The organism is Micromonospora sp. DT68 (assembly GCF_049847245.1).
GTDB lineage: Bacteria > Actinomycetota > Actinomycetes > Mycobacteriales > Micromonosporaceae > Micromonospora > Micromonospora profundi.
Genome location: NZ_JBNCNZ010000018.1, coordinates 36,010 through 48,911 on the forward strand (window position 1 = coordinate 36,010; position 12,902 = coordinate 48,911).

At 71.4% G+C, this 12,902-nt stretch carries 13 protein-coding genes; 8 read left to right on the top strand and 5 right to left on the bottom strand.

What is annotated here, in order from left to right; all coding sequences use genetic code 11:
* Positions 1–27: 27 nt before the first annotated feature.
* Together ACPXB1_RS25790 and ACPXB1_RS25795 are read right to left on the bottom strand one after the other, a co-directional pair.
* Positions 28–711, bottom strand: a complete 684-nt coding sequence (locus ACPXB1_RS25790; RefSeq protein ID WP_355593645.1) for a DUF3515 family protein — start codon at positions 709–711, stop codon at positions 28–30.
* A gap of 9 nt (positions 712–720) precedes the next feature.
* A complete protein-coding gene (locus ACPXB1_RS25795; protein ID WP_007456453.1) occupies positions 721–954 on the bottom strand; it encodes an Lrp/AsnC ligand binding domain-containing protein in 234 nt (77 codons plus the stop codon).
* Positions 955–1,107: 153 nt separating this feature from the next.
* On the opposite strand from ACPXB1_RS25795, the gene ACPXB1_RS25800 reads away from it, so the two are divergent.
* Both ACPXB1_RS25800 and ACPXB1_RS25805 read left to right on the top strand, forming a co-directional pair.
* Positions 1,108–2,040 (top strand): thiamine-phosphate kinase, encoded by a 933-nt coding sequence (locus ACPXB1_RS25800; protein WP_425735912.1) that lies wholly within the window; start codon positions 1,108–1,110, stop codon positions 2,038–2,040.
* Positions 2,041–2,069: 29 nt separating this feature from the next.
* Complete coding sequence (locus ACPXB1_RS25805) at positions 2,070–2,531, top strand: GNAT family N-acetyltransferase (RefSeq protein ID WP_355593649.1); 462 nt, start codon at positions 2,070–2,072, stop codon at positions 2,529–2,531.
* Positions 2,532–2,658: 127 nt separating this feature from the next.
* On the opposite strand, the gene rpmB is transcribed toward ACPXB1_RS25805, so the two are convergent.
* Positions 2,659–2,850: a 50S ribosomal protein L28 gene (gene rpmB, locus ACPXB1_RS25810; RefSeq protein ID WP_011905179.1), complete on the bottom strand. Its 192-nt coding sequence runs from the start codon at positions 2,848–2,850 to the stop codon at positions 2,659–2,661.
* A gap of 297 nt (positions 2,851–3,147) precedes the next feature.
* Here rpmB and ACPXB1_RS25815 point away from each other — a divergent pair, with 297 nt between their 5' ends.
* Both ACPXB1_RS25815 and recG read left to right on the top strand, forming a co-directional pair.
* Positions 3,148–4,761, top strand: a complete 1,614-nt coding sequence (locus tag ACPXB1_RS25815) for a DAK2 domain-containing protein (RefSeq protein ID WP_355630964.1) — start codon at positions 3,148–3,150, stop codon at positions 4,759–4,761.
* The gene (gene recG, locus ACPXB1_RS25820) at positions 4,758–6,956 is read left to right on the top strand and encodes an ATP-dependent DNA helicase RecG (RefSeq protein ID WP_355630966.1); all 2,199 of its coding nucleotides are present in this window, start codon (positions 4,758–4,760) and stop codon (positions 6,954–6,956) included. Before ACPXB1_RS25815 ends, recG begins: the two co-directional genes overlap by 4 nt.
* Positions 6,957–7,306: 350 nt before the next feature.
* On the opposite strand, the gene ACPXB1_RS25825 is transcribed toward recG, so the two are convergent.
* Together ACPXB1_RS25825 and ACPXB1_RS25830 are read right to left on the bottom strand one after the other, a co-directional pair.
* Positions 7,307–8,275 (bottom strand): LPXTG cell wall anchor domain-containing protein, encoded by a 969-nt coding sequence (locus tag ACPXB1_RS25825; protein ID WP_355630969.1) that lies wholly within the window; start codon positions 8,273–8,275, stop codon positions 7,307–7,309.
* A 322-nt stretch (positions 8,276–8,597) separates the two neighbouring features.
* Complete coding sequence (locus ACPXB1_RS25830; RefSeq protein ID WP_355632873.1) at positions 8,598–10,106, bottom strand: cell wall anchor protein; 1,509 nt, start codon at positions 10,104–10,106, stop codon at positions 8,598–8,600.
* A 304-nt stretch (positions 10,107–10,410) separates the two neighbouring features.
* Between ACPXB1_RS25830 and rsmD the strand changes: the two genes are divergently transcribed.
* The 4 genes from rsmD to ACPXB1_RS25850 all read left to right on the top strand — a co-directional run bounded on the left by rsmD (position 10,411) and on the right by ACPXB1_RS25850 (position 12,897).
* Entirely contained in the window at positions 10,411–10,974 is a 564-nt protein-coding gene (gene rsmD / locus ACPXB1_RS25835) for a 16S rRNA (guanine(966)-N(2))-methyltransferase RsmD (protein ID WP_355632876.1), read from the top strand.
* The gene (gene coaD / locus ACPXB1_RS25840) at positions 10,971–11,453 is read left to right on the top strand and encodes a pantetheine-phosphate adenylyltransferase (protein ID WP_355593661.1); all 483 of its coding nucleotides are present in this window, start codon (positions 10,971–10,973) and stop codon (positions 11,451–11,453) included. Before rsmD ends, coaD begins: the two co-directional genes overlap by 4 nt.
* A gap of 272 nt (positions 11,454–11,725) precedes the next feature.
* Positions 11,726–12,223: a hypothetical protein gene (locus ACPXB1_RS25845; protein ID WP_210906964.1), complete on the top strand. Its 498-nt coding sequence runs from the start codon at positions 11,726–11,728 to the stop codon at positions 12,221–12,223.
* A 110-nt stretch (positions 12,224–12,333) separates the two neighbouring features.
* The gene (locus tag ACPXB1_RS25850; RefSeq protein ID WP_355593663.1) at positions 12,334–12,897 is read left to right on the top strand and encodes a YceD family protein; all 564 of its coding nucleotides are present in this window, start codon (positions 12,334–12,336) and stop codon (positions 12,895–12,897) included.
* Positions 12,898–12,902 lie beyond the last annotated feature (5 nt).

Here is a 12,902-nt window from a genome sequence, read left to right on the forward strand (position 1 = left end):
GGCGTACCGAACGGCGGTCCGGCCCGATCAGCGCTGGCAGCCGGAGGGGATGGCCCCGCCGGAGGGCACCGAGGCCACGATCACGTCGGAGATCGGCGCCGCCCACTGCAACGGCTGCTCGTAGGAGCGCGGGACGCGTACCGTCACCGGCGTCTCCCGGTCGACGGTGGTGAGCACCGTCGCGTCGGACTGCTCGGAGGCATGCCAGCAGACCCGGTTGACGGTCCAGACCTCGTCGGTGGCCGGGAAGTTCGGCTCCGCGCCCCCGCAGGCAACGGTGAGTGCGGGATCGCCGTATGCGGCGTTCTGCTCCGGTCCGGCGGTGACCGGGCGCTGGGCCAGGTCGCGGATGGACTGCGGCAGCTGGGAGAGCAGCGCACGGCAGACCGTGGCCGGGCGGGTGGCCAGCGCCGGGGCGGCCATCTCGACAGGGGCGGTGGACTGCGCCCGGGGGGCCGTGGCGGACGGGCTCGGCGCGGCGGCCGGCGTGTCCGGGGTGAGCTTCGTGAAGGCCAGTACGGCCACCAGCAGCGTGACCGGAATCGCGATCAGCGTGGCAAGCAGTGCGGCGCTACGGGTGGTCCGGTCCCGGCCGGCCGGCGCGTCGGCAGACGGGTCGTCGCTCGCGCGGTTACCGTCACCCCGCTCGGATGTCCCGTCGGCCGCGTCGCGCGTGCCGTCGTCGTCGAGAGCAGCCGAGGAGGTCGTCATCTCGTCCACTTACAGCCGCACCACCGAACACGTGAGGGTGCGGGTGATGCCGGGCACCATCTGCACCTTGCTGACGATGAGTTTGCCGAGTTCGTCGACGGTGTTCGCCTCGGTGAGGACGACCACGTCGTACGGCCCGGTGACGGCGTCGACGCGTACGACGCCGGCGATGTCCGCGATGAGACCCGCCACGTCACGTGCGCGGCCGACCTCGGTCTGGATGAGGATGTACGCCTGTACCACGACTCGACCTCCGTCCGTCGCCGCCCAGGGGCGGCCCGAAGGGTGAAACTACCTTACGGACCAGGTCTGATCCCTATCGGTGGTCAAGGAGCAGCGGTGAGCGAGCACGGCGGTGCCGGGCAGGACGGGCGGAACGCCGGCGGTGGCGCCAGCGTGGCCGGGATCGGCGAGTTCGGGTTGATCGGGCGGGTCACCGCCCGGTTGGCGATGGGCCCGACGACAGTGCTCGGCCCGGGGGACGACGCGGCGGTGGTGGCCGCGCCGGACGGCCGGGTGGCAGCCTCCACCGACGTGCTCGTCGATGGCCGGCACTTCCGGCGGGACTGGTGCTCGGCGTGCGACGTCGGTCACCGGGCGGCGGCGGCCAACCTGGCCGACATCGCGGCGATGGGCGCCACCCCGACCGCGCTGCTGGTGGCCCTCTGCATGCCGGCGGAGCTGGAGACGAGCTGGGCGGAAGGGCTCGCCGACGGGCTGGCCGCCGAGGCGGCGACGGTCGGCGCGAGCGTTGTCGGTGGGGACATGTCGGCAAGCCCCACCCTGACCATCGCGGTGACAGCGCTTGGTGACCTCGGTGGCCGGGCGCCGGTGGTGCGCTCCGGCGCGCGTCCCGGGGACGTGCTGGCCCTGGCCGGGCGCATCGGGTACGCGGCGGCCGGGCTGACAGTGCTCACCCGTGGCTTCCGTACGCCCCGACTGCTCGTCGAGGCGTACCGGCGGCCGCAGGTGCCGTACGCGGCCGGGCCGCAGGCCGCAGTGCTCGGCGCCACCGCCATGATCGACGTGTCGGACGGGTTGCTCGCCGACCTCGGGCACGTGGCGAAGGCCAGCGGGGTGGCGATCGACGTACGCCGGGAGGTGTTCGAGGTGCCCCGGCAGATGGCCGACGCGGCGCGGGCGCTCGGCGTCGACCCGTACACCTGGATCCTTGCCGGTGGCGAGGACCACGCGCTTGCCGCGACCTTCCCCCCGGAGGTGGCGTTGCCGCCGGAGTGGCGGCCGATCGGCCTGGTCACTGCGGGTGCCGGGGTGACCGTGGACGGGGGCGCCTACGACGGGCCGAGGGGCTGGGACCACTTCCGGTGAGGCCCCGCGCCGGCCGTACCCTGGACGCCGTGAGTGAGATCGAGATCCGGTTGGCGCGGTTCGACGCGCCGGTGGCGCAGCAGTTGATCAAGGAAGCGCTTGCCGACCTCGGGGCCCGCTACGGCGGCACCGGCGACGACACCCCGGTGGCCGCCTCCGAGTTCGAGCCGCCGGACGGTGCGTTCGTCATCGCCTACCTGGGCGGCGAGCCGGTCGGCTGCGGCGGCTGGCGCGCCCACGGCCCGGACACAGCGGAGTTGAAGCGGATGTACACCGCGCCTGCGGCCCGTGGGCGCGGCGTGGCGCGGATGGTGCTCGCGGCGGTCGAACGGTCGGCCCGTGACCAGGGCCGCAAGCGGATGATCCTGGAGTGCGGGGACCGCCAGCCCGAGGCGATCGCCATGTACACGTCCGCCGGCTACGACCGGATCCCGAACTTCGGCTTCTACAAGGACTCGGAGGGCTGCGTGTCCTTCGGCCGGGCGCTCTGACCGGCCGGGCAGCCCGGCGACCGCGCGGGCTCCGACCAGCGGGGCAGCTCAGGACTCGGACACGATTCAGCCGGCGGACCGCTGGGTCCGCCGGCTGAGCCGAACGAGAAGAGGTGGTGCCGCCGCGTCAGGCGCGGGTGACCTTGCCGGCCTTGATGCACGAGGTGCAGACCTTCAACTTCTTGGTGTTGCCACCACCGGCCGGGGTACGCACCGACTGGATGTTCGGGTTCCAGCGGCGGTTGGTCCGCCGGTGCGAGTGGGACACGTTGTGGCCGAAGCCCGGCCCCTTGCCACAGACGTCGCACACGCTAGCCACGGGATACTCCTGGGATTGAAACGTTCATGAGGTCGCCGGCAGGCGCTGCGCGGGCAACCTGGTCAGGTTACCCGATGACCCACCGGCCCGGCGAACCGGCCCGGTCGAGCGGGCGTTCGCGGCCGGCCTGCCGGTGGGGCCGTCCGCCTGGTGGCGGCCGGTCCGGCGGCAACGGTACCGGAGCGCTCCGCCCCGGCCGGACGGCGGTGGGCGGGAGGCGGTGGGCGGAGGCGGTGGGCGGACGGACACACCCGGCGAGTCCGACGCGTGTCGGTGTGCGCCAGTAGGCTTCTGGCCGTGCTGGACACCCTCGACGCCGCCGCGGTCCGCCGCTGGTGCGCGAGCGGGCTGGCCGCGTTGAAGCGTCACCAGGGCGAGATCGACCAGCTCAACGTCTATCCGGTGCCCGACGGCGACACCGGCACCAACCTGGTGCTCACCCTCACCTCGGCCCAGCAGGCCCTCTCGATGGACCTGGACACCCTCCCCGACAGCGGCCCGACCGCGCACGGGCACGCGCTGCGGCTGATGGCCCAGGGCGCACTACTCGGCGCGCGGGGCAACTCCGGTGTGATCCTCTCGCAGATCCTGCGCGGTTTCGCCGACGCCGTGGCCGCGGTGCCGGCGGTGCGCGGTCGGGGCCTCACCGTCGCGCTGCGGTCCGCGACCACCGCCGCTTACGCCGCTGTCGGCCAGCCCGTGGAGGGCACCCTCCTCACGGTGGTCGCCGCGGCAGCCGCCGCAGCCGAGCGGGCCGACAGCGACGACCTACCGGCGGTGGCCCGGCTCGCCGCGCGGTCGGCGGCCGAGGCGCTGTCGCGTACCCCGGAGCAGTTGCCGGCCCTGGCCCGCGCCGGCGTGGTCGACGCGGGCGGCAGGGGCCTCTGCGTCCTGCTCGACGCCCTGGTCGAGGTCCTCACCGGGGAGACCGCCACCGGGCCCGCGCCGGCGCCGCGCACCGCCCGGCCGGCCGCCGCGGTCGCCAGGGAGACCGGCTCCGAGGAGTACGCCTACGAGGTGCAGTATCTGCTCGACGCCCCGGCCGACGCGGTGGCCGTGCTGCGTCGGACGCTGGCAACGCTCGGGGACTCGCTCGTCGTGGTCGGCGACGGGCGCGAGCCGGACGCCACCTGGAACGTGCACGTGCACGTCAACGACGTGGGCGCGGCGATCGAGGCGGGTGTCGCTGCCGGCCGCCCGTACCGGATCTCGGTGACCCGCTTCGCCGACCAGCCGGAGCCGCCCCCTGTTCCGGTCGAGGCCGGTCGTGCCGCAGTTGTGGTCGCCACCGGAGCGGGGATCGCCGAGTTGTTCGCCGCCGAGGGCGCCACAGTCGTGCCGGGCAACCCGTCCATCGGTGAACTGCTGGAGGCGGTACGCGGCACCGGCGCGGCCCGTGTGGTGGTGCTGCCCAACAACCCGAACACCGGGGCGGTGGCGAGCGCGGCGGCCCGCGAGGCACACCGCCACGGCATCAAGGTCAGCGTGGTGCCGACCCGCTCACCGGTGCAGGCTCTCGCGGCCCTCGCAGTCCGCGACGGCACCCGCCGCTTCGAGGACGACGTGATCGCGATGGCCGAGGCGGCCGGCGCCTGCCGCTACGCCGAGGTCTGCCACGCGAGCCGCGACGCGTTGACAGTCGCCGGCCCGTGCCGCCCGGGGGACGTGCTGGCACTTGTCGAAGGGGAGGTGCACCTCATCGGCGCCGACCTCACCGACACGTGCGCCGCGGTGGTCGACCAGATGCTCGGCGGCGGCGGCGAGATGGTCACACTGCTGGCCGGTGTGGACGCGCCTCCCGGGCTTACCGACGCCGTCCGGGCGCACGTCGAGCGGCGCTGGCCGTTCGTCGAGGTGCACGCGTACCCGGGCGGCCAGCCGTTCTATCCGCTCCTGGTGGGGGTCGAATGAGTGAGCCGGCCACGGTGGACACTCCGCTGAAGAAGCTCGTGGGCGACAAGACGGCCAAGGCCCTTGCCTCCCAGCTCGACCTGCACACCGCGGGTGACCTGATCTACCACTTTCCGCGCCGCTACGACGAGCGCGGCGAGCACACCGACATCCGCTCGCTGGACGTCGGCGAGCAGGTCACCGTGCTGGCCCAGGTGCAGCGCACCGCCGTACGCCCCATGCGCCAGCGCCGGGGCAACCTGCTGGAGGTGACAGTCGGCGACGGCTCCGGCGGGATGCTGACGCTCACCTTCTTCGGTAACCAGGCGTGGCGCGAGCGTGAGCTGCGTCCGGGCCGGTGGGGCCTGTTCGCCGGCAAGGTCACCGAGTTCCGGGGCAAACGACAGCTCAACGGCCCGGAGTACGTCCTGCTCGGCGAGGGCGGCGAAGGCGAGGCGGCGGTCAGCGACGAGATCGAGGAGTTCGCCGGCGCGCTGATCCCCGTCTACCCGGCTGCCGCTGCCGTTCCGACCTGGGTCATCGCCCGCTGCGTGCGTGTCGTACTGGACACGTTCACCCCACCGGAAGACCCGCTGCCGGCCGCAGTGCGGGCCAGCCGCAACCTGGTCGGCCTGGGCGCCGCCCTGCGGGAGATCCATCGGCCGTCCAGCAAGGAGGAGCTGTACCGGGCGCGGCGGCGCCTCAAGTGGGACGAGGCGTTCGCCGTCCAGTTGACCCTTGTGCAGCGCAAACACCGGGCCGCCGACTGGCCGGCCCGCCCCCGTCCGGCGCGCGCCGGCGGCCTGCTGGACGCGTTCGACGCCCGACTGCCGTACGAGCTGACCGCCGGGCAGCGTGACGTCGGCGTGGAGATCGCCGAGGACCTGGCCGCACCGCACCCGATGCACCGCCTGTTGCAGGGCGAGGTGGGCTCGGGCAAGACGGTGGTGGCGCTGCGGGCGATGCTCCAGGTGGTCGACGCGGGTGGGCAGGCCGCGTTGCTGGCGCCCACCGAGGTGCTGGCCGCGCAGCACCACCGCGGCATGCTCGACCTACTCGGGCCGCTGGGCCGGGCCGGCGAGCTGGATTCCGCCGAGCACGCCACACGCGTCGAGTTGGTGACCGGGTCGCTTGGTGCGGCGGCCCGACGCCGGGCGCTCGGCGAGGTGGCCAGCGGCAACGCCGGCATCGTGCTCGGCACCCACGCCCTGCTCTACGAGGGGGTGGACTTCGCCGACCTGGGTCTGGTGGTGGTCGACGAGCAGCACCGCTTCGGCGTGGAGCAGCGCGACGCGTTGCGGGCAAAGGCCGCCCAGCCGCCGCACGTGCTGGTGATGACGGCCACCCCGATCCCGCGCACTGTGGCGATGACCGTCTACGGCGACCTGGAGGTGTCCACCCTCTCCCAGCTGCCCCGAGGGCGGTCGCCGATCGCCTCGCACGTGGTGCCGGCCGCCGAGAAGCCGGCCTTCCTGGACCGGGCGTGGCGCCGGCTGCGCGAGGAGGTGGCCGCAGGCCATCAGGCGTACGTGGTGTGCCCGCGGATCGGGGAGGGCCCGACGTCGGAGGACGAGGAACCGCCGCTTGACGACAACGGCCGTCGCCCGCCTCTCGCCGTGACCGAGGTGGCCCCGCTGCTTGCCGACGGGCCGCTGCACGGGCTGCGGATCGGGGTGCTGCACGGCCGCCTGCCGGCCGACGAGAAGGACGCGGTGATGCGCTCCTTCGCCGCCGGTGACCTGGATGTGCTTGTGGCGACCACTGTCATCGAGGTCGGCGTGGACGTGCCGAACGCGACAGTGATGATCGTGCTGGACGCCGACCGGTTCGGTGTCTCACAACTGCACCAGTTGCGGGGCCGGGTCGGCCGGGGCTCCGCCGCCGGGCTCTGCCTGCTGGTAAGCGAGGCGGCCGAGGGGTCGCCGGCGCGCGAACGGCTGGACGCGGTCGCATCCACAAGCGACGGCTTCAAGCTCGCCGAGCTCGATCTGGAGCAGCGCCGCGAAGGTGACGTGCTGGGTGCCACCCAGTCGGGACACCGCTCGCACCTGCGGCTGCTGTCGCTGCGGCGCGATGCCGACCTGATCCGCGACGCTCGCGCTGAGGCGATCACGTTGATCGAGGACGACCCGGAGTTGACAGGTAATCCGGCGCTTGCCGCGTCGGTCGCGGCCCTTGTCGACGAGGACCGCGCCGAGTACCTGGAAAAGGGCTGACTGCGTCTAAAGGCTCTGCCGCACCTTCTCGTGGCGGTCGAAATGGGCTGGGTTGGATCGTCACGTCTGCCTGCCGTCATGCCTGCCCGGCGGTGGTACCTCCGCGCGTCCTTTGCTCTGCTTCAACGGACGCAACAGGCAACGTCCGGTATGCGGACAGCGACCGTTGCGTCGAGTTAAGCAGAGCAAAGGACGCGCATGAGACCTGTCCTCGGTGTCGCCGCCGGTCACTGCGCTGACCGCGAGAGGCGCCGAACTGCGGCTGAGCCGAACTGCGGGCCGAGGCGGAAATGCCCGAGGGCGCGTCGACCGGGTGGTCGACGCGCCCTCGGGTTTCAGCGCGGTTCGGTTCAGACGGTGAAGCGGAGCCGGCGACGGCGCGCCATCACGAACAGGCCAGCACCGGCGGCCAGCAGCACGACGGCACCGCCGGCGATCATGGTGGTGTTCGCGCCGGTGAGCGGCAGGCCACCGCCCTGACCGTCGCACTCGGCCGGCTTCTCCCACGCGATCGGCTCGGTGTCGTCGAGACCATCGGCGGCCGGAGTGACGGTGAGGCCCTCGGTCGCGGGGAACGAGACAGAGCCGGTCTCGCCCGGCTTGACGGTGAGCGTCTTCACCTCGCCCTTGTTCGGGGTCAGGGTGAGGGTGACGGTCTCACCGTCGGCGGGGTTCTCCACCGTGAAGGTGAGCTTGTCGCAGGTCGACTCGACAGTGCCCACCGGCTCGACCGGTACCGAGGGAGCCGTCGGGGTCTCCGACGGGCTCTGGGTCGGCGTCGGGGAGACAGTGGTCGCGCTGGGGCTGGGCGACGCCGGCACGCTCGGGGTGGGCGACGCGCTCACGGTCGGCGTGGCGGTCGGCGTCGGGCTGGCCGGCGGCGTGGTGGGCTGGGCCGCGCAGTTACCGGCCGGCTTTGCCGCCACCGTCCGGTGCTCGGTCACGATCCGGTTGGGGCGCACCCACCGGGCCTCGACCATCAGCTCGATCTTCGGCTTCCGCTCCTTGAAGCGGTGGGTCTGGGTGGCGGTGAGGAAACCCTCGCCCTTCTTCGGAAGGGTGGCGCCGACGGCCAGGTTGCCGCTGAACTCGTTCGGCACGTTGGACTTGAGCGCCGTGACCTCGGCAGTGATGTTCTCGCTGTTGCCGACCTTCCACGTCACAGTGGTCAGGCCGTCTGCGGCCAGGCAGTAGGTGCCGGAAGGCTCGGGGTGGTGCGCACTGGCGGGCGCGGCGAGGGCGCCGACACCGACGAGACCGATCAGCGCGCCGGCGGCGATGGCCGCGATGCGCCGCAACGGAGACTTGGGAGGGTTCACGCAGGCTCCTGGTGAGGGGGAGTACGGATCGCGTGCGGGAGGCCGGGAGGCGGGACGCCTGTGCGGGTCGTCTGCTCAACGGGGCGTCGCGACGCGGGATGCTCCCGCGCGAGGCGGGAACAGAGGGTGACTGTACTGATCAATGGTGAATCTGGGGAGTTCAGATCATTGCCGGAAGGCAACTTAACTGATTCGTGATCATTGATCGCCGATACGTGTTCGTCCGGTCACTGTCGAGCCCGGCGTCGCCCCTTCCGAAGTGGACCCGAACAGGCCACGGGCGCGTCGACCGGTTGGTCGACGCGCCCGTGGGCCGAAAAGGTCAGGCGGTGAAGGTCACCCGACGCCGCCGGGCGATGACGAACAACACCGCGCCCGCGATCAGCAGGGCGATCGCACCGGCGGCGATGCCGCCGGCCGCCGCACCGGTGACCGGGAGACCCGGCTCGTCGCCGCCACCGCCACCGCCGCCGCAGTCTTCCTCCGGCGTGTAGATGGCTTCCAGCTCCAGGTCCATCTCCGGCAGGGTGACGAGCGCCGACTCGGCCTTACCGGCCTTGAAGGTCACCTTCTCCGAGCCGCCGGCGGCCACCGTACGGGTCTCGGTCTTGTCGCCGTAGGTGAAGGTGGCCTTCACCGGGAGACCACCCTCGGGGTTGGTCACGGTGAGCGCGAAGTTCTTGCAGTCGGCCTCGGTGGTGACGGCCGGCAGGGGGCAGTCCTCGGGGCGCTGCCACGAGTACGTGCCGTTCTCCACCACCTTGCCGTCGACAAGCACCTCGATCTTGCCGGCGTTGGCAGCCGGCACCACGATGCTGTTGTCGGCCTTGCCCGCCTCGACGGAGACCTTCTTGGACCAGCCGTCCTCGCCCTTGACCTCGAACTCGACCGGGTACTTGCTGATCTTGCCGTCGTTGCTCAGCGAGACGGCCACCGATCCGTCGCAGTTGGACGCGAAGGTCGACGCCGGGGTGGTGCAGCTCTTGTCTCCGCCGTTGTACCAGCCCTGCACGCCCTTGGACCGGTTGCCCGGCGCGCCCGGCGAGCCGAGCTTCTTGTTGTCGTACCGCTTGCCGCCCTCGACCAGCGGGTCGATGACCTGCTCGCCGTCACCCCAGATCAGGTCGACCTGGGTGTGGCAGTCCGGGATCTCGACGTTCAGCTCGATCTCGGTCTGGGTGCCGCCGATCCAGTCGCTGTCCGGCGTGCCGTACACGTACTGCGGGGTGGCGAACTGCGGCCGCGGCGCGAAGTACGACACCAGCGTGAACCACTGCTTGCCCTCGCCGCACAGCGGCAGGTCACCGTCGAGCTTGACGGTGGCGGTGCCCTTCGGGCCGTCGAATTTGTGGCTGTACTTGGCCTTGCTGGCGTCGACGCACTTCGGGGCCGGCGTGCAGGACTTGTCGGCGGCGAGGTTGACGCTGCCCTCGTTGGTGGCTTCCTTGCCGTTCTTCTGCCACTTGCCGAACACCGTCAGCTTGGCGGTGGCGGTGTCACCGGGCACCCGCTGGACGGCCTGCACGGAGCCGCGCTTCTCGATGACGTAACCCTGAAGGGGTACGGAGGTTGCGCCCCGGACGGGCACTGTCACCTCGGTCGCGGGCTCGGAGGTCACCCTCTTGAGCGTCACGGCCTTGTCGCGCTCGCTGTTCTCCACCTTCCACGTGATCACGCGCTCGCCGGTGCGCTTGTCGCAGTCGGCGGTGGCGGTGATGGTCGTGTGGTGCGCGCTGGCTGGGGCGGCCACCGCGACGACCCCGGCGAGGCCGATGAGGGCGGCTCCCAGGACGGCCAGCGGTCGCCGTAGCGACAGCTTGGGACGGATCACGGGTACTCCTGGAGTGCTGAAGCGTCAGGGGTGTGGCAGGGGGGACGGTGGACGGTCGCTGCACGTCCGGACGGTGAAGCGCCCTCCCGATGCCGTGGGCCGGTGGGTTGCCGCCGGCACCCGGCAGACCCTAGCGAGATCGCCGCGAGTGATACAGGCCTCAGGATTCACTAAGGCTAATGATATGAATTTGAGATCATTGATATACGAGAAGTGATCACGTGATCATCGTGTCGATACCTACCGTGTCGGTTGCCGCCCTCGGCGGGTCGCGTAGCGTCGGGGCCATGAGCAGGAGGAGGCGATGACCCGGATCGTGGCCGGGACACTCGGCGGCCGGCGGATCGCCGCACCACCCGGTGCGGGCACCCGACCCACATCGGATCGGGTCCGCGAGGCGCTCTTCAGCGCCGTGCAGGCCGAGGTCGACCTCGACGGCGTGCGCTTCGCCGACCTGTACGCCGGTTCCGGCGCGGTCGGGCTGGAGGCGCTGTCCCGGGGCGCCCGGCACGTCCTGCTCGTGGAGTCCGATCCCCGGGCTGCCCGGGTGATTCGCGAGAACGTGGCGACACTGCGGGCCGGTGCGGCCGTCCGACTGGTCGCCGGCAAGGTGGCGACAGCGCTGGCGGCCGGCCCGGACGGCGGACCGTACGACGTGGTCTTCGCCGACCCGCCGTACGCCGTGCCGGACGCGGAGATCACCGCGCTGTTGACAGCGCTTGTCGACGGCGGCTGGCTGGCGCCCGACGCGCTCGTGGTGGTGGAGCGGTCCAGCCGGACCAGGCAGTTCGACTGGGTGGAGGGCATCACCCCCGGGCGTAGCCGCCGTTACGGCGAGACCACGCTTTGGTACGGTCGCCGATCATGAGACGCGCGGTGTGTCCCGGCTCGTTCGACCCTGTGACAAACGGTCACCTCGACATCATCGGTCGGGCCAGCCGGCTCTTCGACGAGGTGATCGTCGGCGTGCTGGTGAACCAGTCGAAGAGTGGCCTGTTCACCGTCGAGGAGCGGATCGACATGCTCCGCGAGGTGACCTCCTCGTACGGCAACGTGCGGGTGGAGTCGTTCCGGGGGTTGCTCGTCGACTTCTGCCGGGCCCAGCAGGCGAGTGTGCTGATCAAGGGCCTGCGGGCGGTCAGCGACTTCGACTACGAGTTGCAGATGGCCCAGATGAACATCGGGCTGGCCGGGGTTGAGACGCTGTTCATGCCGACCAACCCCCTCTACTCGTTCCTCTCCTCCAGCCTCGTCAAGGACGTGGCCAAGTGGGGCGGCGACATCTCCGCCCACGTCCCCGACACAGTGCGAGAAGCCCTACAAGCCCGCCTAACCCCCCACCCCTAGCCCGCCCCCACCCCGCACCCCGCCTTCCACTCCCGCGATCTTGCAGTTGTGGTCGCGGGAATGTGCGTAGGTGCGGCAATTGTCGAGGCAGAAAGTGCAAGATCGACGGGTTTCGGCGGTGCCAGGATCGCGGAGCGCGATGAGGGCGCGACGCGCCGGGTTGGGGTGGATGGGGCGTGGGTGGGGCGGGCACGACATGATTGGTGGAGCAGGGAACCGGCCGTAGCCCGCATCATGGAGGTCGGCCGACGAACGACAGGAGTGAGGTACCGGTGGACCCGCTCGATCGCATCGACGAACTGATCGCCATGGTGGAGCAGGCCCGCTCCGTCCCGATGTCGCGCAACAACTGCATGGTCGACCGGGGTGAGATGATCGCCGCTCTCGATGAGATGCGTGCCGACCTGCCCGCCGACCTGCGCCGCGCCGCCGCGCTCCTCGACGAGCGCGACAAGATCATGGAAGCGGGCAAGCGCGAGGCGGACCGGATCATCAGCGAGGGTGAGGCAGAACACGCCCGCCTGGTCTCGGTGAACGAGATCACCGTGTCGGCCGAGCACGAGGGGGCCCGGATCATCGCCGAAGCGCGGGCCGAGGCGCAGCGTCTGCGCGAGGAGGTCGACGACTACGTCGACACGGCCCTTGCCAACTTCGAGCAGTTCCTCACCCGGGCGCTCGCCTCGATAGAGCGTGGCCGCGACAAGATGCACGCGCTGCGGGAGATCGGCACCTTCGGTGGGGATGAGGCGGAACGCCCGCTACCCTTCTGAGCGGCACCTCACCAGCCGACACTCAAGGGCGGGCGTCGCCCCCGGTTCGACGGTCCGGCGGTCGCCCAGGTAACCTTTTTTGTCGGCCTCTCACCGGCCGGAGTCTGACTATGCCCAAGCACTCGCCATCGACACTCGACCCCAGGTCGCCGCTGGTCCTCGACACGAGGGACCTGCCGCGCCGCCCTGGCGCGTTGCGTGAGGTCCAGCGGGTCGTGCCGGCACCGGCGGACCTCGGTGTGGAGTTGATCGGCGTGCCGGAGGGCGCGGACCTCACCCTCGATCTGAGGTTGCAGTCGGTGTCCGAAGGTGTGCTCGTCTCGGGGACCATCACCGGTCCCGTCCGGGGCGAGTGCGGGCGTTGCCTGCGCGAAATCAACAACTCGATGGCCGTGACGATCCAGGAGCTGTACGCGTACGAGAACAGCACCACGGACGCCACGACCGACGAGGACGAGGTGGGCCGGATGCAGGGCGATCTGATCGACCTGGAGCCGGCGCTGCGGGACGCGTTGGTGCTCACGCTGCCGACCAACCCGCGCTGCCGGGAGGACTGCCCAGGACTGTGCCCCGAATGTGGGGCGCACTGGGACGATCTGCCGGCCGACCACAGTCACCAGCAGATCGACCCGCGTTGGGCGGGCCTGTCGCAACTGACCCGTACAGAGGAGTAAGAACC

Coding starts and splice junctions, on each gene's coding strand:
- ACPXB1_RS25790 (WP_355593645.1), bottom strand. CDS start 711: ATGACGACCTCCTCGGCTGCTCTCGACGACGACGGCACGCGCGACGCG.
- recG (WP_355630966.1), top strand. CDS start 4,758: ATGAGTGAGCCGGCCACGGTGGACACTCCGCTGAAGAAGCTCGTGGGC.
- rsmD (WP_355632876.1), top strand. CDS start 10,411: ATGACCCGGATCGTGGCCGGGACACTCGGCGGCCGGCGGATCGCCGCA.
- coaD (WP_355593661.1), top strand. CDS start 10,971: ATGAGACGCGCGGTGTGTCCCGGCTCGTTCGACCCTGTGACAAACGGT.
- ACPXB1_RS25850 (WP_355593663.1), top strand. CDS start 12,334: ATGCCCAAGCACTCGCCATCGACACTCGACCCCAGGTCGCCGCTGGTC.